General features: G+C 60.0%; 28 protein-coding genes. 16 read left to right on the top strand and 12 right to left on the bottom strand.

All coding sequences use genetic code 11. From position 1 onward, the window contains the following. The first annotated feature begins 133 nt into the window (after window positions 1-133). The 10 genes from ACA046_RS17320 (at window position 134) to ACA046_RS17275 (ending at window position 12,042) form a co-directional block, all read left to right on the top strand. Window positions 134-589: a hypothetical protein gene (locus tag ACA046_RS17320; RefSeq protein WP_497674482.1), complete on the top strand. Its 456-nt coding sequence runs from the start codon at window positions 134-136 to the stop codon at window positions 587-589. 65 nt (window positions 590-654) lie between these two features. Beyond that, on the top strand, window positions 655-918 hold the full coding sequence (locus ACA046_RS17315) for a PAAR domain-containing protein (RefSeq protein ID WP_497674481.1): 264 nt from the start codon (window positions 655-657) through the stop codon (window positions 916-918). A gap of 2 nt (window positions 919-920) precedes the next feature. Next, window positions 921-2,147: a KPHS_23130 family T6SS system protein gene (locus tag ACA046_RS17310; protein WP_497674480.1), complete on the top strand. Its 1,227-nt coding sequence runs from the start codon at window positions 921-923 to the stop codon at window positions 2,145-2,147. A 9-nt stretch (window positions 2,148-2,156) separates the two neighbouring features. Continuing rightward, the gene (locus tag ACA046_RS17305) at window positions 2,157-5,492 is read left to right on the top strand and encodes an ImcF-related family protein (protein WP_497674479.1); all 3,336 of its coding nucleotides are present in this window, start codon (window positions 2,157-2,159) and stop codon (window positions 5,490-5,492) included. After that, on the top strand, window positions 5,489-7,075 hold the full coding sequence (gene tssA / locus ACA046_RS17300) for a type VI secretion system protein TssA (RefSeq protein WP_497674478.1): 1,587 nt from the start codon (window positions 5,489-5,491) through the stop codon (window positions 7,073-7,075). Before ACA046_RS17305 ends, tssA begins: the two co-directional genes overlap by 4 nt. Window positions 7,076-7,099: 24 nt before the next feature. Further along, the gene (gene tssF, locus ACA046_RS17295) at window positions 7,100-8,869 is read left to right on the top strand and encodes a type VI secretion system baseplate subunit TssF (RefSeq protein ID WP_497674477.1); all 1,770 of its coding nucleotides are present in this window, start codon (window positions 7,100-7,102) and stop codon (window positions 8,867-8,869) included. Continuing rightward, entirely contained in the window at window positions 8,833-9,930 is a 1,098-nt protein-coding gene (gene tssG, locus ACA046_RS17290) for a type VI secretion system baseplate subunit TssG (protein ID WP_459028767.1), read from the top strand. The genes tssF and tssG overlap by 37 nt, the downstream gene beginning before the upstream one ends. After that, the gene (tssJ, locus tag ACA046_RS17285; protein ID WP_459028769.1) at window positions 9,911-10,447 is read left to right on the top strand and encodes a type VI secretion system lipoprotein TssJ; all 537 of its coding nucleotides are present in this window, start codon (window positions 9,911-9,913) and stop codon (window positions 10,445-10,447) included. The genes tssG and tssJ overlap by 20 nt, the downstream gene beginning before the upstream one ends. A 3-nt stretch (window positions 10,448-10,450) precedes the next feature. Continuing rightward, on the top strand, window positions 10,451-10,891 hold the full coding sequence (gene tssE, locus ACA046_RS17280) for a type VI secretion system baseplate subunit TssE (RefSeq protein ID WP_497674476.1): 441 nt from the start codon (window positions 10,451-10,453) through the stop codon (window positions 10,889-10,891). Window positions 10,892-10,914: 23 nt separating this feature from the next. Further along, complete coding sequence (locus ACA046_RS17275) at window positions 10,915-12,042, top strand: OmpA family protein (RefSeq protein ID WP_497674475.1); 1,128 nt, start codon at window positions 10,915-10,917, stop codon at window positions 12,040-12,042. Between the two features lie 51 nt (window positions 12,043-12,093). On the opposite strand, the gene modC is transcribed toward ACA046_RS17275, so the two are convergent. The 5 genes from modC to ACA046_RS17250 all read right to left on the bottom strand — a co-directional run bounded on the left by modC (window position 12,094) and on the right by ACA046_RS17250 (window position 16,808). Beyond that, a complete protein-coding gene (modC, locus tag ACA046_RS17270) occupies window positions 12,094-13,173 on the bottom strand; it encodes a molybdenum ABC transporter ATP-binding protein (protein ID WP_497677096.1) in 1,080 nt (359 codons plus the stop codon). Between the two features lie 5 nt (window positions 13,174-13,178). Continuing rightward, window positions 13,179-13,859: a molybdate ABC transporter permease subunit gene (gene modB / locus ACA046_RS17265; protein ID WP_076016198.1), complete on the bottom strand. Its 681-nt coding sequence runs from the start codon at window positions 13,857-13,859 to the stop codon at window positions 13,179-13,181. Then, the gene (modA, locus tag ACA046_RS17260) at window positions 13,860-14,627 is read right to left on the bottom strand and encodes a molybdate ABC transporter substrate-binding protein (RefSeq protein ID WP_318302012.1); all 768 of its coding nucleotides are present in this window, start codon (window positions 14,625-14,627) and stop codon (window positions 13,860-13,862) included. 127 nt (window positions 14,628-14,754) lie between these two features. After that, complete coding sequence (locus ACA046_RS17255; RefSeq protein WP_459028779.1) at window positions 14,755-15,819, bottom strand: NAD(P)H-dependent flavin oxidoreductase; 1,065 nt, start codon at window positions 15,817-15,819, stop codon at window positions 14,755-14,757. A gap of 110 nt (window positions 15,820-15,929) precedes the next feature. Beyond that, the gene (locus tag ACA046_RS17250; protein WP_497674474.1) at window positions 15,930-16,808 is read right to left on the bottom strand and encodes an alpha/beta fold hydrolase; all 879 of its coding nucleotides are present in this window, start codon (window positions 16,806-16,808) and stop codon (window positions 15,930-15,932) included. A 176-nt stretch (window positions 16,809-16,984) separates the two neighbouring features. On the opposite strand from ACA046_RS17250, the gene ACA046_RS17245 reads away from it, so the two are divergent. After that, on the top strand, window positions 16,985-17,569 hold the full coding sequence (locus ACA046_RS17245) for a CGNR zinc finger domain-containing protein (protein WP_459028783.1): 585 nt from the start codon (window positions 16,985-16,987) through the stop codon (window positions 17,567-17,569). A gap of 6 nt (window positions 17,570-17,575) precedes the next feature. Here the strand turns inward: ACA046_RS17245 and ada are convergent, their stop codons facing one another. The 5 genes from ada to ACA046_RS17220 form a co-directional block, all read right to left on the bottom strand. Then, window positions 17,576-18,640, bottom strand: coding sequence for a bifunctional DNA-binding transcriptional regulator/O6-methylguanine-DNA methyltransferase Ada (gene ada / locus ACA046_RS17240; RefSeq protein ID WP_497674473.1), 1,065 nt, complete (start codon window positions 18,638-18,640; stop codon window positions 17,576-17,578). Between the two features lie 76 nt (window positions 18,641-18,716). After that, window positions 18,717-19,397 (bottom strand): DNA oxidative demethylase AlkB, encoded by a 681-nt coding sequence (alkB, locus tag ACA046_RS17235; RefSeq protein ID WP_459028787.1) that lies wholly within the window; start codon window positions 19,395-19,397, stop codon window positions 18,717-18,719. Further along, window positions 19,387-20,103: a 2OG-Fe(II) oxygenase gene (locus tag ACA046_RS17230; protein ID WP_459028789.1), complete on the bottom strand. Its 717-nt coding sequence runs from the start codon at window positions 20,101-20,103 to the stop codon at window positions 19,387-19,389. Before ACA046_RS17230 ends, alkB begins: the two co-directional genes overlap by 11 nt. Before the next feature lie 82 nt (window positions 20,104-20,185). Continuing rightward, window positions 20,186-20,350, bottom strand: coding sequence for a hypothetical protein (locus ACA046_RS17225; RefSeq protein ID WP_167664902.1), 165 nt, complete (start codon window positions 20,348-20,350; stop codon window positions 20,186-20,188). A gap of 11 nt (window positions 20,351-20,361) precedes the next feature. Continuing rightward, entirely contained in the window at window positions 20,362-20,664 is a 303-nt protein-coding gene (locus ACA046_RS17220; protein WP_003212586.1) for a DUF1883 domain-containing protein, read from the bottom strand. Window positions 20,665-20,877: 213 nt separating this feature from the next. Here ACA046_RS17220 and ACA046_RS17215 point away from each other — a divergent pair, with 213 nt between their 5' ends. The 4 genes from ACA046_RS17215 (at window position 20,878) to ACA046_RS17200 (ending at window position 23,278) form a co-directional block, all read left to right on the top strand. Continuing rightward, on the top strand, window positions 20,878-21,228 hold the full coding sequence (locus ACA046_RS17215) for a hypothetical protein (RefSeq protein WP_010171399.1): 351 nt from the start codon (window positions 20,878-20,880) through the stop codon (window positions 21,226-21,228). A gap of 197 nt (window positions 21,229-21,425) precedes the next feature. Next, the gene (locus ACA046_RS17210; protein ID WP_497674472.1) at window positions 21,426-22,076 is read left to right on the top strand and encodes a c-type cytochrome; all 651 of its coding nucleotides are present in this window, start codon (window positions 21,426-21,428) and stop codon (window positions 22,074-22,076) included. Beyond that, window positions 22,073-22,984 (top strand): c-type cytochrome, encoded by a 912-nt coding sequence (locus ACA046_RS17205; protein WP_497674471.1) that lies wholly within the window; start codon window positions 22,073-22,075, stop codon window positions 22,982-22,984. The genes ACA046_RS17210 and ACA046_RS17205 overlap by 4 nt, the downstream gene beginning before the upstream one ends. Window positions 22,985-23,047: 63 nt before the next feature. After that, the gene (locus ACA046_RS17200; RefSeq protein WP_003212582.1) at window positions 23,048-23,278 is read left to right on the top strand and encodes a hypothetical protein; all 231 of its coding nucleotides are present in this window, start codon (window positions 23,048-23,050) and stop codon (window positions 23,276-23,278) included. Here the strand turns inward: ACA046_RS17200 and ACA046_RS17195 are convergent, their stop codons facing one another. Further along, on the bottom strand, window positions 23,279-23,563 hold the full coding sequence (locus ACA046_RS17195; RefSeq protein WP_003212581.1) for a hypothetical protein: 285 nt from the start codon (window positions 23,561-23,563) through the stop codon (window positions 23,279-23,281). A gap of 145 nt (window positions 23,564-23,708) precedes the next feature. Further along, the gene (locus ACA046_RS17190; protein ID WP_003212580.1) at window positions 23,709-23,894 is read right to left on the bottom strand and encodes a hypothetical protein; all 186 of its coding nucleotides are present in this window, start codon (window positions 23,892-23,894) and stop codon (window positions 23,709-23,711) included. Window positions 23,895-24,201: 307 nt separating this feature from the next. Between ACA046_RS17190 and galU the strand changes: the two genes are divergently transcribed. Next, window positions 24,202-25,041, top strand: a complete 840-nt coding sequence (gene galU / locus ACA046_RS17185; protein ID WP_003212579.1) for a UTP--glucose-1-phosphate uridylyltransferase GalU — start codon at window positions 24,202-24,204, stop codon at window positions 25,039-25,041. Window positions 25,042-25,135: the final 94 nt, after the last annotated feature.

Raw genomic sequence — 25,135 nt, 5'->3', positions numbered from 1 at the left:
ATCCCGACGATATATTTATCTATTTAATTTAGAAATCTGGAGAGCCAGCGCTACTTTATGAGTTTTCGTATGCTGGAATGGAAGGAAAAATTAATGATACTTTCCTTTTTTAGTTTATGGCGCAAATGAAGAGATGCTCTTCGTTATTCACAGTATTGAAACATCAAGGTTGTGGGGTTCGGTAAGTGATGTTTACGTTGTGAGTGTAATAAGGCTTCAGGATGGTGCTTTAATTCATGATCGTAAGCTTTCCCGTTTTTTTGATCTTGGAGGGGATTTGGTCGACACGCAAGGACACCCTATGTACATATATCCGTATAAAATCCAAAAAGCAGTGGAGGATGTCGTCCGGTCTCCCCTGTTTTACGCCATTCATTCTTCCATTCCAATCGAGGGCACGATTCAGGAAAGCTCCTTCATTTATGGTGGCGAATTGGAACCGGATTTGCAGGGCCTAAGAAAGATGTACCTAATCAAAGGCGATCAGGTAATTGTGGAGAACTCAATGGCAGGTTGGTGCAAGGTTTCTTATTTGGAAAAAGCAAAACTGATAACGAAGTGGGTGCAATGCAAGTCGATAGTTTTTTAAAGATCTAATCAGTAAAGACTTGCTGGTATGTAAGTAACTAAGTCGATTTAAAGTAACGGTAGCTTATGAAAAACATTATTCGTATCGGCGACAAAACAACTAGCGGTGGCACTGTTCGATCGGGCTCCACTGTCATGATTTTCAGAGGCATTGGTGCTGCTCGCAAGGGCGATCCAGTGGATTGCCCAATCCCGGGCCATGGTCGAACAGAGATTGCCGAGGGGCACCCCACTTTTAATGACCACGGTGTTCCGATTGCGTTTCACGGACATCGTTGCGCTTGTGGCTGCACCTTGGTTTCGTCGTTGCCTCAAGTGAGCGCGAGTTAGTCATGCCGGTCAGGTTGGATCAAATCCCGGCGCCGTCTCCAAGACCTGCGCGGCCGAGGGGGGGGCTTTGGCTAGGTGTGCTGCTATTGCTTCTGCTTCTGGGAGCGTGTGGGACATTCCTGTTCGGCACTCAATCGTTACGCGAACACCCCTTGAGTTTCTGGGGGCAGGCTTTGGGTGTGCCGCTCTTGGGTTGGTGCTTGCTGAGCTTCGGGCATGTTTTGCTGTATTTAGGTCAACAGCAGGTTGCTGATGGGTGGAATCAGGCGCGTGAAGAGGCGTTGATTCACAACGTCCGGCGTGGTCGGCGCGTGCAGCAGGTGTTGGGTTTCAGCCTCCATACGGCCTTGCGAGAGCGGGACACGACAAGGCAACTAAGTACCCTGCTCGGCGCAGGCAGCGTGCTCAAGGCTCAACCCTCCAGCTCAGGCCAAACTGTTTCGCGTCACAGCTGTATGGCGGGTGATGCGGATGAAAACTCCGAACAGGCGCTACGACGGGTATTCACGCAGGTGCTTGTTGATCTGGTACCAAGACTGAAGCAAGCGCCCGACGATAGGCCGTTGGCATTACTGCTGGAAGTTGACAGCGCTTTGCCGCAGGTCGTATGGCAGCAGATATGGCAGCAGGTATGGGATGGGTCCGGCATCCGTCAGCCTAGTGTGGCGTTCGAAGGTAGCGGGCTGGCCGCCCTGGACCAGTGGCTCGATCAGCGAATTGGCGATCAGGCGTCATTGGTGGTGGTGGCGGTTCAGTTTGCGCCACAGCAGCATGAAGGAACCGCTGAAGTTGCAGTTGGGCTGCTGTTTGGTAATCGCCTGACGCAAACCGCCTTGCCATCTATAGCCTATCTGCATCGCCCGGAGCAGGAGCGTGAGCCAACCACCGAAGCCTTGCTCTACGCCGTTCGTCAGGCATTGGATTGGGCGCCACTCGACGCACAATCAGTCGAGCATACATGGCGTGTCGGAATTGATGCGCAGCGGGACGAAGTACTGAGTCAAGTCTTGGCCGAAGTGTGGCTTCCGGCGAAGCACAACCAAGGGCTTTTCAACCTGGATACTTTGCTCGGACACCCCGGGAAAGCTTCGCCGTGGCTGGCGATTGCCGCCGCAACGCAAACCATTCAGGGCGGCGCTGGGCCGCAGTTCATTATCAGCGGGGGCGCCTGTGTTGATGCAGGGCTCTGGAGCACGGTCTTGGCACCTGTGCCATCGCTCTCGAAGTAGGAATTTAGAATGCAGTTTCGACGTGTTGTGTGGTTGATGGTTCTGGTCGTCGTGCTGTTGCTGGTCGGCGGGATCCTGGGGGGGGTGGTCTGGCAGTATCCTGAGTTGTTTGGGTTTAGGTCCGGCAGTGATCGCCAAACTACGGGACTTTGGGTGATCGCTGCTACGACCTTGGGTCTGCTTATGTGCGTCGTTGGTTACCAGTTGCTGGGGTATCAATTGGGGCATAGGGCTTATAGGTCGCTGGAGGCGGATGATGTGCCCCAACCTACGCAGGCTGGCCGCCTTGAACCCCCTGATGTTCAGGATGTAGTGAGTTCAATTAGAAGGTATCTGCGTAAGCGCTACGGTCTGCTCTGGCGCCGCAAAGTCCGCCTTTTGCTCGTCATCGGCGAGCCCCCCGAAATCCAAGCCATCTGCCCAGCCTTGGCCGAGCATTTTTGGCTGGAAGGCCAAGGTACCGTCCTGCTGTGGGGTGGTAACGCCCAGTCCAGGCTGGATCAATCATTCGCAAACCGATGTAGCGGCCTCAGCCGCTGGCGTGCACTGGACGGAGTGGTCTGGGCACTGAACAAAACCCAGGCCGCCGATGACGCTGCAATGGGCGCGGGCGTGCGCGAGGTGCAGCGCCTCGCCAGTGGTCTGAAGTGGCAGCTGCCGTTATACCTCTGGCAAGTCTGCGAAAGTGAGTGGCCTCAAAACTCCCACAAGACCCGCCCAGTGGGCTGTGTATTGCCCGAACGCTTCACGGCGGCGGCTTTGGAAACCTCCTTGGCCGGTTTGCTGGAGCCTCTGCGTCGCGAGGGTCTGGCGCAGATTAGTACGGTGATGAAGCAGGATTTCCTGCTGCGCCTGTCTCAGGAGTTGCGGGACGAGGGCATTGCCCGCTGGCGTCACACGCTGGCGCCGCTGGCTGGCGATTTTGCGCAGGGTGTGCCGTTGCGTGGCCTGTGGTTCAGCCTGCCGATACAGCGCTCTCCACATGATCGGCAACATGACTGGTCGGTGGCCCCGGTGTGGAACGGTGTACTCGGCGATAACGCCAACCACCGTCGGCTGGGCTGGAGCGCGCCGCGTGTCGGTTATGCGCTGGTGCTGGGTTTGGCGACATTATGGGGCGCGGGATTGCTGCTGTCGTTCGCCAGCAACCACGTGCAAATCGCCCAGGTGCACACTTCATTGGCGGCGTTGCAGCAGGCGGGAAGTCGCGACGAGCAACTAAGCGCGCTGAACGAGTTGGTACGTGAACTCGACCGCCTGGATTATCGGGATGAGCACGGCGTGCCCTGGTACCAGCGCTTCGGCCTCAACCAGAACCAAAACCTGCTCGCGGTGTTGTGGCCGCGCTACGTCGAAGCCAACAATCGCTTGATCCGTGACCCGGCGGCAGCCCATTTGCAACATCAACTCAACGCATTGATCAGCCTGCCTCCGGGCAGCGAACAACGGGCAGCGCGCGCCCAGAATGCCTACGAGCAATTGAAGGCGTACCTGATGATGGCGCGTCCGCAAAAAGCCGATGCGACCTTCCTGACCAATGCTCTGGCCAACGCCGAGCCAGTGCGCGATGGCCTGTCGCCTAACCTGTGGCGGTTCTACGGTGAACATCTGGCAGCGCACCCGGCCTGGGCGATCAAGGCCGACTCAAGGCTGGTTGCCCAGGCCAGGCGGGTTCTACTCGGCCAGTTGGGCCAGCGTAACGCCGAAACCCATCTGTACCAGCAGGTCCTCGACGCAGCCGCCAATCAATACCCTGAGGTTGGCGTGCAAAACATGGTCGGCGAGACTGACGCCATGGCGCTGTTCTACACCGAAGCCAGCGTGCCTGGCGTGTTCACCCGCCAGGCCTGGGAAGGGCAGGTGCGCCAGGCCATTGACGATATCGCCGAAGCGCGCCGCGAAGAAATCGACTGGGTGCTCAGCGACAATCAGGCCGATATTGCCGCCGAGCTGACCCCGGACGTGCTCAGAGAGCGCCTGACCGAGCGCTACTTCCAGGATTACGCCAACGCCTGGCTGGACTTTCTCAATAGCCTGCGCTGGCAACACGCCGGCAGCCTGCCCGATGTGATCGACCAACTGACGCTGATGGCCGATGTGCGTCAGTCACCCTTAATCGCCCTGATGAATACCCTGGCCTATCAAGGGCAAGCCGGGACTCGTAGCCAGGCTTTGGCCGACTCGCTGATAAAGTCTGCGCAAAAGCTTGTGGCGAAGGACAAAGTGCCGGTGATTGATCAACTGGCACAAGCACCGCGAGGTCCTCTGGACGCCACCTTCGGTCCATTATTGAGCCTGATGGGCCAAGACCCTGAGGGCAACGAGCGGTTGAGCCTGCAAGCATTCCTGACCCGTGTCACCCGACTGCGCCTGAAATTGCAGCAAGTGAGCAATGCGCCCGATCCGCAGGAAATGACTCAGGCTTTGGCGCAGACCGTATTTCAGGGCAAAAGCGTGGACCTGACGGACACCCAATCCTACGGCAGCCTGGTGGCCGCCAGCCTGGGAGCAGAGTGGAGCGGGGTGGGCCATACCCTGTTTGTGCAGCCGCTGGACGAAGCCTGGCACCGCGTCTTGCAACCCTCGGCTGCGGGCCTCAATAGCCAGTGGCAGCGCTCAATCGTCCACGACTGGCAGAGTGCTTTCGCTGCGCGCTACCCGTTCGCCGCAACCGCCAGCGATTCCTCGCTGCCGATGCTGGGGCAGATGATCCGCGCAGATTCCGGGCGCATCGAGCAGTTCCTGCGCAGCCAACTGAGCGGCGTGCTGCGCAAGGAAGGCAGCCGCTGGGTTGCGGACCCACGCCATAGCCAGGGCTTACGGATCAACCCGCAGTTTCTGGTGGCGATCAATCAGCTCAGCCATCTGGCCGACGTGATCTATACCGACGGCGGCATGGGCTTGAGCTTCGAACTGCAAGGCAAACCGGTGCGTGATGTGGTGCAAACCACCTTCATCCTCAATGGCGCACGGCATCAATACTTCAACCAGAAAGAGTTCTGGCAGCGCTTCAGTTGGCCGGGTCGCGGTGACCATCCGGGCGTCAGCCTGAGTTGGACCAGTGTCCACACCGGCGAGCGCCTGTTTGGTGACTACCAGGGCACCTGGGGCCTGATCCGCTTGCTGGAAAAAGCCCGCATCACCGTGCTGGACGACGGCGACAGCCGCTACCGCATGGAGCTCAAGGCTCCCGATGGCCTGGGCCTGACCTGGAACCTGCGCACCGAACTGGGCGCGGGACCGTTGGCGTTGCTTAAGCTGCGGGGCTTCACGTTGCCGTCGCAGATCTTCCTCAATGAGGGCGTAGCGAGCGCGCCCTATGCGCAGAACGGGGGCTTTGAATGAGCCTGCATACCTTGATCACCCAATGCCTCGGCGACCGCGACGCTCTGGCTTTGGCACATAGTCAGGCTGGCCGCTGGCAACCGTGGCTGCAGCCCATCAGCACAGCCTTGCCTGCAGGCGAAGACCCAGGCTATGACGACGACTTCCAGCGCATGCGCGAAGAGGTCAACAAGCTGTCCGGGGCGGATGCCGAGCGGGTCGTCCACCTGGCAGAGAAGCTGCTGATCCACACCTGCAAAGACCTGCGTGTGGCGACTTATTACCTGTGGGCCCGTTTGCAAAAGGACGGGGAAGCCGGGCTGGCTGATGGCCTCACCTTGCTTGCCGCATTGGTGGAGCGTTACGCCGCCCATGTGCTGCCGGCACGCCCCAATAGTCGCAAGATGGCGCTGGAATGGCTGGCCAGTGGCAAGGTGCTGGACAGCCTGTCGCTGTACCCCGAAGTGGTGCGCAGTGAAGCCGAACGCACGGTGGCGGCGCTGGCCTGGCTGGAGCGTGGACTGGACGCCTGGCCGCAAGATCAGCGCCCGGCTTTGGGGGCGCTGTATGGCGCGCTGTCCGCGCGGTTGACGCAGTCCGGCGGGGTGGATGCGCTGGTGCCGCAACACAGTGCCAGTCATGACTCAAGCACCCATACCACGGCGCCGACCGCCACGGCCGTCAAGTCCGGGCGCGATCTGTTGGACAGCGGCAGGGCGCTGGCGGGTTATTTGCGCGAGCAGCCTCAAGGCTGGCTGGCGGCACATCGGCTGATGAAGAGCTTGCGTTGGGACACGGTGCATCAGGCACCGCCTGAGGAAGCCTGCGGCAATACACGGCTTGCGGCGCCCCGTGCTGATTATCGGGCACAACTCAAACGCCTGTACCTGCAACAAAGCTGGAGCGAATTGCTCGACCAGGTCGAGCGGGTGTACGCCGAAGGCGTGAACCACTTCTGGCTGGATTTGCAGTGGTACCTGTATCAGGCGTTGTGTAAACAACCCGCGCCTCAGGACAGTTGGGCGGACATCGTCAAGCGTGACTTGGGCATGTTCCTTGAGCGCTTGCCGGGCCTGGAGCTGTTGCACTGGAACGATGGCGCACCGTTCGCTGACGAGACCACCCGTGACTGGATTACCCAGCACGTCAGCGGCAATCGTGCGCAGCATTGGTTGCCCGCGCCGAAGGCGGCGCTCACCACCGCAGACGCAGAAATCTTGTCGCTGGAAAGTGAAGCCCTGGCCCAGGCTGACAGCGATGGCGTGGAAACAGCGCTCGCCTGGCTGTCGACCCGACCCGACGTGCAGACCGGCCGCCAGCGCTGGCTGCTGCGCTTGTTGATGGCGCGCGTGGCCGAACAATACGGCAAAAGCGACCTGGCTGTTCATCTTCTGGGACAGCTGGACGCTACCGCGCAGCACCATGCATTGGCGGTGTGGGAGCCGGAACTGAATTTTGAGGTCAAGGCGCGCCTGTTCAAGTTGTTACGTCTGAAAGCACAGCGCAACGATGCCGACAAACCCACCCTGGCCCGGCGTGCCGAGGCGTTGCTGGCCGCACTGGTAGCGATTGACCCTGTGCGCGCGGCGGTGCTCTGCGACTAACCCTCTTTCATCAGGAATTTATGTGTGAGCATGGACAATTTGACACTGCGCTACTTCGACGCCGAAATGCGTTACTTGCGCGAAGCCGGCAAGGAATTCGCCGAAGCCTTCCCGGATCGTGCCGCCCAACTCAACCTGGACAAACCGGGTGCGCAAGACCCGTATGTGGAGCGTCTGTTCGAGGGCTTTGCGTTCTTGATGGGGCGCCTGCGGGAGAAGCTGGACGATGATTTGCCCGAGCTGACCGAAGGGCTGGTCAGCCTGCTATGGCCGCATTATTTACGCACCATTCCATCGCTTTCGGTTATCGAACTGGTGCCGGAGCTGGCACAGATGAAACGCAGCGAAGCCATCGGCAAGGGTTTTGAGGTGCTGTCCCAGCCTATCGGCCCGCAACGTACCCGTTGTCGTTACACCACCACTCAGGACGTGACGCTCCAACCGCTGGCCCTGGAGTCGGTGCGACTGGCTTACGAACCGGACGGTCGCTCTGTACTACGCCTGCGCTTTGCCTGCGGCGCGTTGACAGACTGGAGCGAGCTTGACCTGAGCCGCCTGCCGCTGTACCTGAATGCCGACGCACCGCTGGCCAGTGCCTTGCACCAGGCGCTGACGCTCAATACCCAGGCGCTGTATGTGCGTCTGTCGGGGCAACTGGAGCGTCATCCATTGGACGGCCATTTTGCGCCCAGGGGATTCGCTGATGAGGATCGCCTGTGGCCCAAGGGTGACAGCGCGTTCAGCGGTTATCAGTTGCTGCTGGAGTATTTCACCTTCCGCGAAAAGTTCATGTTCGTGACCCTCTGTGGCCTGGAGCAACTCAGCCTGACCGCGCAAACGTCCTGGTTCGAATTGGACGTGGTGCTGCGTGAGGCATGGCCACGGGATTTCAATGTGAGCAATGAACACATTCGCCTGCATGCTGTACCGGTGATCAATCTGTTTGCGCTGGAGTCCGACCCCCTGACCCTGACGCAGTTGCAAACGGATTATCTGTTGCGGCCCATGCGGTTGCAGGACGGTCACACCGAGATTTATTCGGTCGACCAGGTGACTTCGTCAAAGAACGCTGTGCGCCACGACTATGTGCCTTTCAGCAGCTTTCGCCACAAGGGCGGCATGCTGCGTGACGATGCCCCTGAGCGGTATTTCCATACGCGCTTGAAGCGCTCACCCAAGGGATTGCATGACACCTGGCTGATCCTGGGCGGTGACGGCTTCGAAAAAGACCAGTTGTACGCCGGCGAAAGCCTGTCATTGCGGTTGACCGGCACCAACGGTCTGTTACCCCGCAAAGCCCTGCAAAGCACCCTGCTCGACACCGTGGTGCAATCCACCAAGACCGGCCTGCGGGTGCGCAACCTGTGCGCCCCAAGCTTGCCGTGCTACCCACCCAACCGTGATCGTTTTCATTGGCGCGTGCTCAGCCATTTGGGTTCGAACTTCCTGCCGATGCTCGACAGCGCCGAGGTGCTGCGCGGCACCCTGGCGCTGTACGACTGGACGGCCAGCGAGCTGAACCGTCGCCGTCTGGAGGCGATTGTCGAGGTTCGACATCACCTGGTACAGCGCTTTGAAAAAGGCTTTTTGCTGCGTGGGGTGGATATCGAAATCACCCTGGACGCGAATGGTTTTTCAGGGGAGGGCGACATCAGCCTGTTCGGCGAAATGCTCCATCGTTTCTTTGGCCTGTACGCCGATATTCATTTGTTCAACCAGCTCACGCTGATCCTGCAACCTACTGGAAAGTGCCTGCGATGGAACGAGAACCACAGTCAGCGTATTCCCGGCTGAAAGCCGCTGGATTACTCGAAGCGCTGGAGGGGCGGGTCGCCGAGGCCAACCTTTACCGATTCTGCCAGTTGCTGGAGCAGGCACTGCCCGGTCACCCGCCGCTGGGGAGTACCGCGCACCCGGCGGACGACCCGGTGCGCTTTCGGCCCGATCCCGGCATGGGTTTTCCCGCGGGGGAGCTGAAGGCCATCGAAATATGCGAAGCCCATCCTGATCGTCCTGCGACGGTACGCACGCGTTTGCTGGGGCTTTACGGCGTCAATTCGCCGATGCCCACCACCTTCCTGGACGACATCGCTCAGCGTCGCGAAGGGCATGAAGCCCTGGCGGTGTTCCTGGATATTTTCAACCACCGGATCTTCACGCAGTTCTACCGCATTTGGCGCAAGTACTCCTACCCGGCGACGTTCGAGGCGGGTGGCCGTGACGCAACTTCACAATGCCTGTTGGGGCTGATCGGTCTGGGGATTCCCGGCACGGCCAGGCAGATTGCAACGCCGATATCGCGTTTTCTGGCGTTGCTCAGCGTAATGCGTCTGCCTACCCGCAACGCCGAGGGCATCACCGCACTCGTCAAGCTGCTGGCCCCCAACACTCATGCGCGAGTAACGCGGCACTGGCCACAAAAAGTGCCCATGGCGCAGCCGGCCAGCCTGTCGATGAGTTGCCCGGTGGGTCTGTCCCAGGGCACACCGTTAGGCAGCGTCGGCCGCGACGTCAACAGTCAGTTGCACCTCGGGCTGTTCACCGAGGACGTGGTTGAGGCGCGTGGCTGGTTGCCGGGCAACCAGCTGCACAACGACTTGCTGGTATTGCTGCGGGTCTATCTGGGCTGGCGTTGCACCGCGAAATTGCAGCTGTCACTGCCGATCCACAGCCTGCCAAAGCCGATCCTGGGCGGCGCGCCGGTACTGCTGGGGATGACCGGCGTACTGGGGCTGGGCAGCGACGCCTGGCAGGTCGCGGAACACCAAACCATCACCATCAATCTGGGCCGGTACCAGGGCCTGCACAGCAACCCGAAATTCAGAGAGGCGCAGCATGTCACGTACCGTTTTTAATCTAGTGAAGGTGGCGGTGCTCGGTGTACTTGTGGGTGGTTGTGGGTTGACTCAGACCGTGACCGACGCCACTACGTCCACTGTTAAGGCGATCTTCTACAAACAAGTGAAGACATTGCACCTGGACATTACCGGGCGCGCCGCGACGAACGCCGACCTCATCGACATGCGTGGTTTAACGGTGCCCACGGTGGTGCGGGTGTATCAACTGCGCGACAGCAAAGTCATGGAGAAGGCGACCTATGACAGTGTGCTGAGCGATGCTGACAATCTGTTGCGTAGCGACCTGTTGGACCAGCAGGCACTGGTGATCAAGCCTGGCGAGGGCGCACAGCTTGATGTGCCGCTGGATAAGGATGCTCAGTTCGTTACTGTGGTGGCGTTGTTGCGCACCCCCGATACCCAACTGAACACCTGGCGCCTGACCCTGGCCCGTGATGATCTGGACCCGGATCGGGCGAGGGTAGTCGAGCTCTACAACAGTCGGCTGGCCTTGCAACCGTTGGCCAAGGAGTAGGCCGTGAGCGAGTTGAACCCATCGCTCTACGAAATGCTCCTGCAGAATTTCGACGGCGAACTGGACCTGCACCGCGTCCCGGAAGAAGACCAGCACACCTTGTCGGTACTCGACAACCTGCAACGTATTCTCAACAGCCGGGCGGGATCGCTCAGTCACCTGCCGGACTATGGCCTGCCGGACATGGGACAGACCCTGCAAGGGCTGCCCGCTTCGGCGCATGACCTGATGGGCACGCTGGTCAACACCTTGTTGAAGTACGAGCCGCGCCTGGCCGCCGTCAACATCGAACTGCTGCCGCAGACCCGACCGGGTCATTTGGAATATGCCCTCGATGCGCAACTGAAGAACGGTGAGCGGGTGAGCTTCGGCACGACCCTGGCGGCTGAGGGCAAAGTCCTGGTGCGTCATTTAAGGCAGCAGAACTACCTGTCGAAACCGTAAACCTGTAACGGAAGGGAAGCTGGATGACAGCGTTATTTGAAATGCGTATTCGAGTCGGCGGTGACCCGCGCGGCCTCGTTGAATTTACGGTGCTTAGTGACGAGTTAGGCAAGCTGAGCCATCCGGCATGCCCGGTCGTCGACTGGGTCAAGGTCGAGCAGTTGTGCTTGACGTTATTCCAGAACAACGGCGCAGACCTGCAAACTGCGGCCTCTTTTGCGTTGGCGCGCAGCCATTGCTACGGCTTGGAAGGTATGGCGCAAGGGGTAACGTTGATTGAGGTGCTGTGCAGTGAATGGACAACGGTCTGGCCGGTGATGCACCCAATGCGCATGGGGATTCTCGCCTGGCTGTTTGCCCAATGGCAGCCATTGTTGCGCAGCCTTGAAATTACCCGGCAGACGCTGCCCCAATTGGCGCGGCTGGGCGCTGAACTGGATCGGCTAGCCGCGCAGTTGGATCGTCAAGGGCAAGTGTCTCTCGTCAGCTTGCAGGCGCTGCGTCATCAGATAGGCAGCCTGATGCAACGCCTTCAAGCTAACGTTGCTTCGGGTGAAATGCTGCCAATGTTGACGAGGATGCCCGAACCGGCTTTCGTGATGCCGGTGGTCGTCCTGCCCGCCCACCCGATGCCGGAACTTCCACCGGTCGCCAACAAAACCCGCAAGCGCAGTATTGCGTTTTGGCTGTTTGCACTGGTCGCCTCAATCGCCCTGGGAGTCGGGTTTTGGTGGTGGAACCAAGCCGCCTCGCCGCCGCAGCCGGTGCCAGATACCGTGCACCTGGACAGCCTGTCACTGTTCGACGCCGGCAGCTCCGAGCTCAAGCCCGAGTCGACCAAGGTGCTGATCAATGCGCTGGTCAACATCAAGGCGCAGCCAGGCTGGTTGATCGTGATTGTGGGGCATGCCGAAACAACCGGCGATGCTGAGCAAAACCTTCAACTGTCCTACGCCCGCGCCTCGGCGGTACGCGACTGGATGCAGCGTATGGGCAATCTTGCGGATAACTGTTTTGCCGTCCAGGCCGCGGCAGGCAAGCAGCCGATTGCCAGCAATGACACAGCATCTGGACGCGCAGCCAACCGTCGGGTGGATATACGTCTGATGCCACAGGCGCAGGCGTGTGCTCTGGCCTCTACTGATCAATAGATCCGTTGGATAGCGGCAGAGTCAGTCGCTATGGGCCAGGCAAAGTGTGCCTCAGGCCAGTACCGCCACCGCCTTGATTTGCGCCCACAACGCCTGGCCGGGATGCAGTTGCAACTGGTCCCGTGAGTAACGGGTGATACGGGCCAGCAGCGGCGTGCCGGCCGCATCCAGGCTCACCAGCACATGGGCTGCGTTGTCCGCGGGAATCTCCTGGGTCACCGTCACCGGCAGGCGATTGAGGATGCTGCTGTGTTCCTCGGCCTGCAGGCTGAGGCTGACGTCTCGCGCCTGGATCTTGAAGCGCAACGGTTTGCCCAACGCCAGCGGTGCATGGGCCACGCGCATCTGCAATTGGCTCGCGGGCAGTTGCAGGGTCAGCAACTGGTAGTGGGCGTCGTAGGCGCAGACCGTTCCGTTGATCACCACGCCGGCGTCGTCGCCCAAGGCCATGGGCAGGTCCAGCCGGGCCAGGGTTTCGCCGATGGAGCCGCTGGCCAGGGCCTTGCCGTCGCTGAGCAACACGATGTGATCAGCCAGACGCGCCACTTCGTCCTGGGCATGGCTGACGTACAGCACGGGAATCTCCAGCTCGTCGTGCAGGCGTTCGAGGTACGGCAGGATTTCGCTTTTGCGTTTGCTATCCAGCGCCGCCAGCGGTTCGTCCATCAGCAACAGGCTCGGGCTGGTGAGCAGGGCGCGGGCGATGCCGATGCGCTGGCGTTCACCGCCGGAAAGGTGCTGCGGATGGCGGTCCAGCAGGTGGCCGATGCCCAGCAGCTCGGTGGCCTGGTCCAGCTCAACCCGGCGCTGCTGGCGCGGGATGCGCTTGAGGCCGAATTCCAGGTTGGCCAGTACCGACAAATGCGGGAACAGACTGGCTTCTTGAAACACATAGCCCAGGGCACGCTTGTGGGGTGGCACGAACAGCCCTTTGCGGCTGTCTTGCCAGACTTCGTCGTTGATCTGCACGAAGCCCTCTTCGGCCCGTTCCAGCCCGGCGATGCAGCGCAGGCAGGTGGTCTTGCCGGAGCCGGAATGACCGTACAGCGCCGTCACCCCGCGACCGGGCAGTTGCAGGTCAACGTCCAGGGCAAACCCGGAATACTTCAGTTGCAGGCGCACCTCGATCATCGACATCAGCTCCAGCCCGCTTTGGTTTTACGGCTGGAGTAGAGCGCCAGCAATACCAGGAAAGAAAACACCACCATCGAGCCGGCCAGCCAGTGGGCCTGGGCGTATTCCATGGCTTCGACGTGATCGTAGATCTGCACCGAGACCACCCGGGTCTTGTCTGGAATATTGCCGCCGATCATCAGCACCACGCCGAACTCGCCGACGGTGTGGGCAAAGCCGAGAATCGATGCCGTGATAAACCCCGGGCGCGCCAGGGGCAGGATCACCGTGAAAAATGTATCCCAGGGATTGGCCCGCAAGGTAGCGGCCACTTCCAGCGGTCGAGTGCCGATGGCGGAGAAGGCGTTTTGCAACGGCTGCACCACAAACGGCATGGAATAGATCACCGAACCAATCACCAGCCCGGCGAAGCTGAAGGTCAAGGTGCCCAGGCCCAGCCATTGGGTGAACTGGCCGAAGTAGCCATTGGGGCCCATGGTCAACAGCAGGTAGAAGCCGATCACCGTGGGTGGTAACACCAACGGCAAGGCCACCACCGCACCGATGGGGCCGCGCCACCACGAACGGGTGCGCGACAGCCACAGGGCGATTGGAGTGCCGATGATCAGCAGGATCACCGTGGTCAGAGACGCCAGCTTCACGGTCAACCAGATCGCGGAAAAATCGGCACTCGACAGCGGCATTTACAGTTCGTACCCGTAGGACTTGATCACCGCGGCGGCTTTCGGACCTTTCAGGTATTCAACCAGGGCCTTGGCGGCGGCGCTGTCCTTGCCCTTGTTGAGGATTACCGCGTCTTGCTTGATCGGGTCATGCATCGAAGACGGTACGATCCAGGCCGAACCGCTGGTGACCTTGCCGTCCTTGTAGATCTGCGACAGCGCTACAAAGCCCAGCTCAGCGTTGCCGGTGGACACGAACTGATAGGCCTGGGTGATGTTCTGGCCTTCTACGATCTTGTCCTTGACCTTCTCGGCCAGGCCTTCCTTCGCCAGCACTTGGGTGGCAGCCAGGCCATAAGGCGCGGCTTTCGGGTTGGCGATGGACAGGTGCTTGAATTCATTTTTCTTCAACACTTCGCCCTTGGCATCCACGTAGCCTTCCTTGGCGGACCACAGCGCCAGGGTGCCTACCGCGTAGGTGAAGCGCGAGCCCTTGACGGTGTCGCCTTCGGCTTCGAGTTTTTGCGGGGTGGTGTCGTCGGCGCTGAGGAACACTTCAAACGGCGCGCCGTTCTTGATCTGGGTGTAGAACTGGCCGGTGGCACCGTAGGCGGCGACCAGCTTGTGGCCGGTGTCTTTTTCAAAGTCAGCGGCAATCGCCTGGATGGGGGCGGTGAAGTTGGCCGCCACCGCCACCTGGACTTCATCGGCGTTCGCCGAGGAGAAGGCAAACGCGGCGATCAGGGTAGCGAGGGCCGTGGGGGCCAGGCGTGAGGCGCGAATCATCATCAAGAAGCTCCTTGGGGATTACCGACTTTGCGGCTTTTTACAGGCAGAAGGGCGTATCGCTATGTAGGGGAATATATAGCGGTTGGCCACTGCCGGTACAGAGCAAAGTTGTCCCGGGAGTTCAGGTTCAGCGTCGGCCGAGTTTTTCCAGGGTCTGCGCGGCCAGCTCCAGCGTCAGGTCATAGGTGGAGATGTCCTTGCCAAGGCGCAGCGCCTGGCCCGACCACAAGTTACTGAAGCCGGCTTCATCCTTGGCTTTCAGTGGCATCAATGCACCGCCAGACAACGGAAACGCAGGCGCTGTCGGGTTGATCGCGCCCAATTCACGCATCACCCGGTTGATGATGCCGCGCGCCGGGCGCCCGGTGAACAGGTTGGTCAACGCGGTTTCACTGGCCTGGGCGTTGTGCAAGGCGTGGTGGTGTGACTTCGACACGGTGGCCTCGGGGGTAAACAGGTACGCCGTGCCGATCTGCACCGCCGACGCGCCGAGGGCGAAGGCGGCGACGATGCCCCGCGCATCCCCGATGCCGCCGGCTGCGATCACCGGCACCTTTACGGCGTCGACGATCTGCGGCACCAGCGCCATGGTGCCAATCTGGCTATTCAGATCGTCGCTGAGGAACATCCCGCGATGGCCGCCGGCTTCCGAACCCATGGCGATGATTGCGTCGCAGCCGTGCTGTTCCAGCCAGATGGCTTCTTCCACCGTGGTGGCCGACGACAGTATTTTCGCCCCGGTGGCCTTGACCCGGTCCAGCAGGGATTTTTCCGGCAGGCCGAAGTGAAAACTCACGACTTCCGGACGGAATTCTTCCACCACTTGGCAGGCGGCGTCGTTGAACGGTGCCCGGTTGGAGACGGGCGTCGGTGCATCAAAGTCGGCGCCGAGCTCGCGGTAGTAGCTTTCCAGCAGTTTCTTCCACTGAAGGTCGCGATCAGCGTCTGGCGTCGGCGGCTGATGGCAGAAGAAATTCACGTTCAGCGGCCGCGAGCTGGCCTGGCGAATGGTGGTGAGTGCTTCGCGTAACTGCTCGATGCTCAGGGTTGCCGCCGGCATCGAACCGAGGGCGCCGGCCTGGTTGGCGGCAATCACCATGGCGGTACTCGTGGCATTCGCCATGGGCGCCTGGATGATCGGCAACTCAATGCCCAGCAGGTCAAGAATTCGGGTGTCTGGCCAGGTGCTCATGGGACGCTTCTCCAACGGTGGGATGCTGTGCCGTCGTTTTAGCAGGGCCATGCAGCACCAGGCCAGTCTGTTTTATTCACTGGACGAATCCAGTGTTTCATGGGCGGGCATCAGTCGATGGCGTGGCCCAGTACTGCATGAATCCGCTGGGCAATATGCGCGGCGTGGGTTTCCAGGGCGAAGTGGCCGGTGTCGAGCAATTCCACCACGGCGTTGGCGTTATCGCCTTTGTAGGCATGGGCGCCCGGCGGGATGAAGAACGGATCGTTCTGGCCCCAGATCACCAGCGCCGGCACTTGCGTGGCCTTGAAAAACGCCTGGAACGCCGGGTACAGCGTCAGGTTGTTGCGGTAGTCGAGGAACAGGTCCAACTGGATTTCGTCGTTGCCGGGACGTTGCATCAGGAGCACGTCGAGCATGTAGGACTCAGGCGCAACCAGCTCGGGCTGCGGGACGCCGTGCAGGTACTGATAGCGCGTGCCTTCCAGGCTGATGACCGCGTTGCGAATCACCTCGCGATTGGCTTGGCTCGGCTCGGCCCAATAGGCCCGGATCGGATCCCAGGCGTCACCCAAACCTTCCAGGTAGGCATTGCCGTTTTGCGATATCAGCGCGCTGACCCGTTCCGGGTGTGCCACCGCCAGGCGCAGGCCCACCGGTGCGCCGTAGTCGAACACATAGAGGGCATAACGGCTGAGCTGCAGGGCGTCGACGAAATGGCCGACGGTAATCGCCAGGTTGTCGAAGCTGTAGTGGTAATGACGTTCGGCAGGCACTTCGGTGAAACCGAAGCCCGGCAGGTCGGGGGCGATGACCCGGTAGCGGGTGGCGAGCAGCGGGATCAGGTCGCGGTACATATGGGACGAGCTGGGAAACCCGTGCAGCAGCAACAGCACAGGCGCAGACGGGTCGCCGGCTTCGCGGTAGAACACGCGCACGCCATCGGCATCGAGGTGCTGGTAGCGAACAACCGGGGCTGAAATCGACATGATCGGAATCCTCTTTGTAACTGGATAAAATAGTTTTTTGGGTTACTGGTTTCGCAGGCTGCGCCCGAAAAAGTAACCTGTCAAATTAATTTAATAGGTTACTTTTAGGTGTGTTTAGTAACTATCCAAAAGCAATATCAGCGGTTACGATGTCGCGGACTTGAAGAGGATTCGCCATGACCGCCATCACACCATCCCCGATGGAACCCTACGTTCTAGCCGACCATCCGGTGTTGGACATGCTCAATACCCGGGCGAATGTCGACGGTGTGCCGTTTGAATTCTGGCAAGGCGATACCGATGTCGAGCGCTGGCTGGTGCGACTGGGCTGGTGCGACGAGGGCGCGGTGCCGGTATTCGAGGAGGGCGCTTTGCTGGGCGCGGCGCAGGGGCTGCGGGAAGTGATCCGGCTATTGCTGGAGCAGCGCAAGGCTGGGCAGCAGGGTGATCCCGCTGCGCTGAATGCATTTTTGCGCAAGGCGGTCAGCCATCCGCAACTGGCTTGGCCGGCGCCGGGCGAGTTGCGCCTGGAGCGCCAGCGCAAACAGCAAACCGCTGAGCAATTCCTGGCGCCGATTGCCGAAGCGGCGGCGATGTTGCTGGTGGAAGGGGATTTCGGGCTGATCCGCACCTGCGAGCATCCCGAGTGCGTGCTGTGGTTCTACGACCGGACCAAGGGCCACAAGCGCCGCTGGTGCAGCATGGCGCTGTGTGGCAATCGGCATAAGGTGGCCGAGTTTCGCAAGCGCAAGCTCTTGTAGCCTTCTTCAGGATTCTGCCGGGCTTTCGCGCTCGAGCAGCTGCCGTTTGCGCTCAACGCCCCAGCGGTAGCCCGAAAGGTCGCCATTGCTGCGCACCACCCGATGACAAGGAATCGCCACGGCCAGGTTGTTGGCACCACACGCCTGGGCCACGGCGCGATAGGCTGTCGGTGCACCGATGCGCTGGGCAATCTCGGCGTAGCTTGCAGTGCAACCCACCGGGATTTCCCGCAAGGCCTGCCACACCCGCTCCTGAAACGCAGTGCCACGCAGGTCCAGGGGCAAGTCCAGGCCCAGGGCCGGCGCCTCGATGAAGCCCACCACTTGGGCGATCAGTTGTTCGAAGTCGTGGTCGGCGCCCAGCAGATTGGCGCGGGGAAACTGGTCCTGCAGGTCACGCACCAGTTTGTCCGGGTCATCCCCCAGCAGGATCGCGCACACACCGCGATTGCTCTGCGCCACCAGAATTGCGCCCAACGAGCATTGGCCGACGGCAAACCGAATATCCGTGTTGGTGCCGCCGGCTTTGTAGTCGCCAGGCTTCATGCCGAGCAACTGGTCGGCGGCCTCATAAAAACGGCTGTTGGAATTGAAGCCGGCGTCGTACAGCGCATCGGTCACCGAATGCTGGTCCTTGAGCCCGTCGCGTACCTTGCGCGAGCGATGGGCGCTGGCGTAGCGCTTGGGTGTGAGGCCGGTCACCGCCTTGAACACCCGATGGAAATGAAACGGGCTCAAGCCGGCGAGGGCCGCCAGGGCTTCGAGGGCGGGCAGGGTTTCGGCCTGTTCGATGTGCCGGCAGGCGGCTGCCACCAATTGCGCGTGTCGTGCGGCCACCTGGGTCTGGTCTCCCGAATAGCGCTTGTTGGGCCGGTAGCCCGCGGCTTCGGCCTGTTGCGGGGTGTCGAAGAACTCGACGTTCTGCGGGAGCGGCCGGCGCGCGGAGCTGCTGGGGCGGCAGTAAATACCGGTGGTTTTCACGCCATAGACGAAGGTCAAGTCGGCCTTGGCGTCGCGGGCGACGATGGCGGCCCAGCGTGGGTCTTGTTCGATGGCGTGGCGCGCGGTCATGATGGTGGCTCCTGGTTGAAGAATGCCAGGTTAGTCCCCTGAGGCATTCGCAACACTCCGATGCTTGCGGTCAAATTCATCCGGCCGTGCGAAACGTCAGGTTGATGCGCTGCGGGCCCATGACCGGATGTGTGCCTGGCTTGATCGGTATCACGCCGTGAAAGCGCAGGCGATCGACGCCGCCCCATACCACCACATCACCATGGAACAGCGAGACTTTTTGTGGCTTGTCGCTGCGCTCATGGCCGCCGAACAGAAAAATCGCCGGCAAGCCCAGTGACACGGAGACCACGGGAGCGGCATAGCGGCGCTCGTTCTTGTCCTGATGCAGGGACATTTTCGCGCCTGGCACATAGCGGTTGATCAGGCAGGCATCCGGTTCGAAATCCTCGAAACCCGCGTCTGCCGCCGCCATGAGCGCCAATTGGCGTAGCGCCTCGGGCATGGCTGGCCAGGGTTGCTGGTTGTTGGGGTCAATCGCAGAGTAGCGATAGCCGGTGGGATCGGTCGTCCAACCCAGTTCACCGCAACTGCTCAAGGCAGCGGACATGGTAAAGCCGCCCGGCGTGACCATTTGCCGGAACGGCGATTGAGCCAGTACACGCCGCAGTTCCGGCAGCAAACGTTCGACCCAGGGCAGGGCGTAGCCTCTGAGAACGTAGGATTGTTCACCGATTTGTTCGCGTCCCGGGGGCTGTTGCAAGGCCTCGTCGGCAAACAAATCGGCGGTTGCTCCGGGATCGGTCTTACTGCGCATCGTGAAAAATCACTCCCAAGGTATGCCGCGTACCACTGTGCAGAACACTGACCCCATGGCGCAAGGTCACTCGATGAAACCCTCTCACGCTGGGCATGGGTCGCTGATTGACCGCGAAGATCACGGCGTCGCCCCTGTTCAGCGGTACGACCTGGGCCCGGGATTGCATGCGTGGCCGCTGTTCGGTCAGCACCAGTTCACCGCCACGGAAGTCTTCTCCCGGCTGCGACAGCAGGATGGCAACTTGTAAGGGAAATACATGTTCGCCGTACAGATCCTGGTGCAGGCAGTTGTAGTCGCCGGGGCCGTATTGCAGCAATAACGGGGTAGGGCGCTGTTGTCCCGCAGCGTGGCAACGGGCAATGAAGTCAGCATGGTGTGCCGGGTAGGTGATCGGCAGGTTCATCTGTTCGTTCCAGCGATTGGCCTGGGGCGCCAGGTACTGATACAGCTGCTCACGCAACTCGCTGACCCGGGTGGGCAGCGGATAGCGGAAATACTTGTACTCGCCCCGACCGAAGCCGTGCCTGGCCATCAGCACATGGGAGCGAAACCGTTCGTACTGCGGGTAGTGGCCACTGAGCTCCGCACATTCCTGCTGACCCAGCAAGGCCGGAATCAGTGCGTTGCCCTGTCGATCGAGGTCGCGCTCGATCGCGCGCCAGTCCAGCTTGGCCAGGCGCTCTTGCAGTGAGGTAGATGGCATTGACGAGTTCCTGTGGCAGCGGATAAAGGCTGCCAGTCTAGGAAGTCGCCAGCGTTACGACACTCCGATGCTTGCGCTCGAATTACAGGGCTTTGCTCACATTGATATCGGTGATTTCGTCGCTGGCATCGTGCATTTTCGCCAGGGCTTCCTTGGCTTCCTCAACGCTGCCTGCTTGCAGTTGGGCGAACTCGAAGCGGCGTTCACCGTTGAGTTTGTACTTGATCACATATTTGGTGGTAGTCACGGGCATTCCTGTCAGCTCAGTTTCGAATTGGTGCGGCGCACAATGCGGATCTTGTGGGACAAGGTCGGCTTCTTGGTCACGCTGATGGCGCGGCGGGTCACCACGTCCAGGGTGATGTTCCAGAACCCGGTGCTCGGCGCGGTGATTTTTGCCGGGAACTTGTCGAATGCGCCGCCGTGGTAAGTGTGGCGGCCACCGTTCTTGAAGCTGCGAAAGTTCGCGTCGCTCATCAGGCGGATGTTGCAGGTTTGCGAGCATTCAATGACGACAATGTCTCCTTCATTAAGGTGTTCGCGTTGGTGGATGAATTTCATGAGGTGTCTCCAGAAGGGCTTTTTCTGAAAAATCAGAACGATACGTAGGATAAGATGGAGTTTATCAGCCCCAGCACGTTTATTATCGGACCGTCGTCGACGACTTCGACAATTTAAAACAGTTATTTACCGAGTTATCAGGGATAAATCCTACGTGGGCGGGAGAAAAATACCTTCTTCGCTGTCGTAGGGTCTTTATCGGAGGTTTTGAGTATGAAGTGGAGTGTGTTGGTTCTGGCCTTGGCGTTGGGTGGATGTGCTTCGGTGGCGGATATCAAGCAGACCCCACCGACGTTGGCAGTGATCTCCGGGAAAAAACCGCAGGAATACGCGGCGTGTGTGGTCCAGAAACTGTCTAAAACCCGCAGGCCGTCGCAGATTGAGCCTCACAAGGAGGGTGTTCAAGTTATCGTACCGCAGAAGTTTTCTGCCGATCCGTCGGCTATCTTCGAGATTGAAGAACGTTCCAGCGGTAGCAGTATCAAGCTCTACGAGAGCATGTCCAATGTGCCTATTCGTCCGGGTGACGTGAAGGCTGCCGGGGAAGCTTGCATTTCCGGCTGAGTCTGTAGGCCCGCCACTTTCGAATCCGATCAAAAAACCCGACCTGCCGTTGCAGTGTCGGGTTTTTTTGTGTGGGATTTTCGGTTTGTAGTCCTTTTCCTTCGGCTAAGGGTGTTGTAGCTGTCGGATCATTACCCTACCATTTGTAGGCTTATGCCTAATTCGCCTAAGCATATAACTATAAAAATGGAGTCGTGATGATGTCTCTGGAACGAGTACTGATGGGTAGCGCGCTGCTGCTGATACTGGGCAATGCTCATGCGCTAGAGGGAAAAAACGTATTTACACAGGGTGGCTCGCAGCCCGGGGCCGCGCCGTGTGTGGCTTGCCATGGGGCGGATGGCCTCGGGCTGGCAGCGGCGGGCTTTCCGCGCGTGGCCGGGTTGCCAGCAGGCTATTTGCGCAAGCAACTGCAGGATTTTAAAAGCGGCGCCCGTAACAGCCCGGTGATGCAACCGCTGGCAAACGCCCTGACGGAAGAGGAAATCAGCGCTGTGACCCAGCAGCTGGCGGCGATGCCTGCGCCTGCGCCTGTCCTGATGCACCGCAGCGAGATGCCAACCGAGGCGGCACAAAAGATCGCCCTGCAAGGCGCGTGGGAGCGCCAGATTCCGGCCTGCGTCAGTTGTCATGGACCGGCCGGTGTGGGCGTCGGCGACGCATTTCCGCCCTTGGCCGGGCAATCCGCCGCCTATTTGGCGGCGCAACTGAACGCCTGGCGCAGTGGCACGCGCCATAACGATCCGAATGATTTGATGGGCCATATCGCCAAATCCCTCAGCGCTGAAGAAGTGCAGGCCGTGGCCACCTATTTTGCGTCGTTGAGTGGCCAGGAGGCCAAGCCATGAAGCTTTTCTTATTGGCAACCCTCGCCAGTGTGCCTGTCCATGCCGCCACCATCACCATGGAAGATCAGTCACAGTTGCAGCCAACCGCCAGTCCGACGGCTGCCGCGCAGTTCCAGCCGCCGCAAGAGAGCGAGCTGCCGGACAACGCCTACGGCAAGCTGGTGAAGCAGGGCTACGCCCTGTTTGTCGACACCAAGCGCCTGGCGCCGCAATTTGTCGGCAATGGCCTCAATTGCAGCAACTGCCACCTGGACCAGGGCCGCCTGGCCAATTCCGCTCCGCTGTGGGGCGCCTACCCGATGTACCCGGCGTATCGAAAAAAGAACGACAAGGTCAACACCTTCGCCGAGCGCTTGCAGGGCTGCTTCCAGTTCAGCATGAATGGCGGCACGCCACCGACCGCAGACAGCCCGGAGATCACCGCGCTGTCGGTGTATGCCTACTGGCTGGCGAGCAAGGCCCCGTTGGGCGTCGAGCTGCCGGGGCGGGGTTATCCGGAGGTGCCGGCACCCGCCAAGGGTTACGACCTGGCCCAGGGCGCAGAGGTCTATAAAGGCCAATGCGCGGTGTGCCATGGCGCCGAAGGCCAGGGCCAGAAAGTCGGTGACAGCTACGTGATGCCGCCGCTGTGGGGTAAAGACTCCTACAACTGGGGCGCTGGGATGCACCGTATCAATACGGCAGCGTCCTTCATCAAGCACAACATGCCCCTGGGCCAGGGCGGCAGCCTGAGCGACCAGCAAGCCTGGGACGTGGCGGCCTACGTCAACCGCCACGAGCGACCTCAGGACCCGCGCCTGGTGGAAGGCTCCGTGGAGAAAACCCGGGTGAAGTTCCACGCCAATGACGGCGTCAATCTTTACGGGCAAACGGTGGATGGCGTGCTGATTGGCCAAGGCATCCGTTAAACTGTCGGTAACCCACAAAAAATGCCGCTGAATCAGCGGCATTGTCTTTTCGGAAACTTATTCATGAAGCGTGAGCAAGTCAGAGAACAACATGCAGGGGGGCATATTTCTGCGACCCATGTGATTCAAAATCCCGCGGATACCGGCGAGTGGATCGTGTTCTTCAAAAAGAGCGGCGGTCGCAGCTATTTCCTGGTGGATGACCAGGATGAAGTCGAATCCTTTTCTCGCCTGGACGACTTGATCGAGACCATTCGCGGCCTGGGCATCAAGTTCGCCGAAATTCACATGTAATTATTTGCAAACTACCGTCACGCTGCGGGTCTTGTAGTTGCCGACATCCTTGCCCAGGGTCTTGTCGCTTTCTTTCAGGGCCGGTGTGCCTTCGGTGCCGACAATCCGGTAGCCGGTGCCCGCGCAGGACGCATCAGCCTTTTCATAGCAACTGGCCCAGGAGTTGGCTTCGCCGGAGCAATCGATGGCCAGGCCTTGTTCGCCATTTTTCAGCACGGTGTCGGAAGTGGTGGTGCAGCCACCGGTAAGCGCCAGTACCGCAATCAGTGCCAGGATCTTGTTCATGTAGGAGTCGTCATTAGGGTGTTGGAGGGAAGCGCTGACACTGTCGTGGGGCGTTTCAGGCGAGATTATAGCGAACCGCCATCAAGGTACAGACAAACACAAAAAAGCCCCGTTAAACGAGGCTTGATTGGCACTACTGCGGGTATTACTTGGTCTTGGGACGTTTGCTCGACGCGTGGCCGGCTTCATCTACGAACACTTCGGCCACGGCGCAGGCTTGAGCTTCGGTCGCGAATGCCCCGGCAACGCTGTCGCCGTGGAAGTTGATCAGGTGCCAGCCATCCGCTCGCTTGGTGATCAGGTAGCCGTTCACGCCTTTTGGTTCTGACATCTATCAATCTCGTTGTCTGGTTCAAGGCGGTAATGATAGCGCCAAACGGCCTGGGGCGGCGCAAGTTGTTGCAGTTCAGTGCCGATCGGCATAAAGCGTGCTAAAAAGGTTTAAGCCCTTTGAATGACGGGCGCAAGCCGACGATTTCTAACAGCGGCGAAGGCACTGGATTGAATGCCGGCGGAACTTACGCCGACTTTTTTTCTCTATGTTGACATCGCGGCGCCAGCAGGACCCATTGTAAGGTGACTGCGGCCTGATTAGACTGCGCCGAATTTCGTACGCACAGCCCTTTGTAAGGACTCATATGATCAAGAAATGCTTGTTCCCAGCAGCCGGTTACGGCACTCGCTTCCTGCCAGCGACCAAGGCCATGCCCAAAGAAATGCTGCCGGTGGTGAACAAGCCACTGATCCAGTACGGCGTGGAAGAAGCACTGGATGCCGGCCTGAACGAAATCTCGATCGTGACCGGCCGTGGCAAACGCGCCCTGGAAGACCACTTCGACATCAGCTACGAGCTGGAAAACCAGATCAAGGGCACCGACAAGGAAAAATACCTGGTCGGCATTCGTAAACTGCTCGACGAGTGCTCGTTCTCCTACACCCGTCAGACCCAAATGAAAGGCCTGGGCCACGCGATCCTGACCGGCCGCCCGCTGATCGGTGACGAACCCTTCGCCGTGGTACTGGCGGATGACCTGTGTGTAAACCTGGAAGGCGACGGCGTCCTGACCCAGATGGTCAAGCTGTACCAGAAGTACCGTTGCACCATCGTCGCGGTTCAAGAGGTTGATCCTCAGGAAACCAACAAGTACGGCGTGATTGCCGGCGACGATATCGGTGATGGCCTGATCCGCGTACGTGACATGGTTGAAAAACCGGCGCCGGAAGATGCTCCGTCGAACCTGGCGATCATCGGTCGCTACATCCTGACTCCGGACATCTTCAAGCTGATCGAAGAAACCGAGCCGGGCAAGGGTGGCGAGATCCAGATCACCGACGCCCTGCTGAAACAGGCAAAAGATGGTTGCGTGATTGCCTACAAGTTCAAAGGTCGTCGTTTTGACTGCGGTGGCGCTGAAGGCTACATCGAAGCAACCAACTTCTGCTACGAGCACTTCTACAAGACTGGCAAGGCTTACTGATTCACGGTTGCCTGCTTGATCTGGGAAAGCCACCTTCGGGTGGCTTTTTCGTTTTTCGGTCCCATGTAAGCAGGTATGCTGTTGTCCTGCCGAG

It is taken from the genome of Pseudomonas sp. LBUM1641 (assembly GCF_059716235.1).
This window is presented reverse-complemented; position numbering and strand designations above follow the sequence as displayed.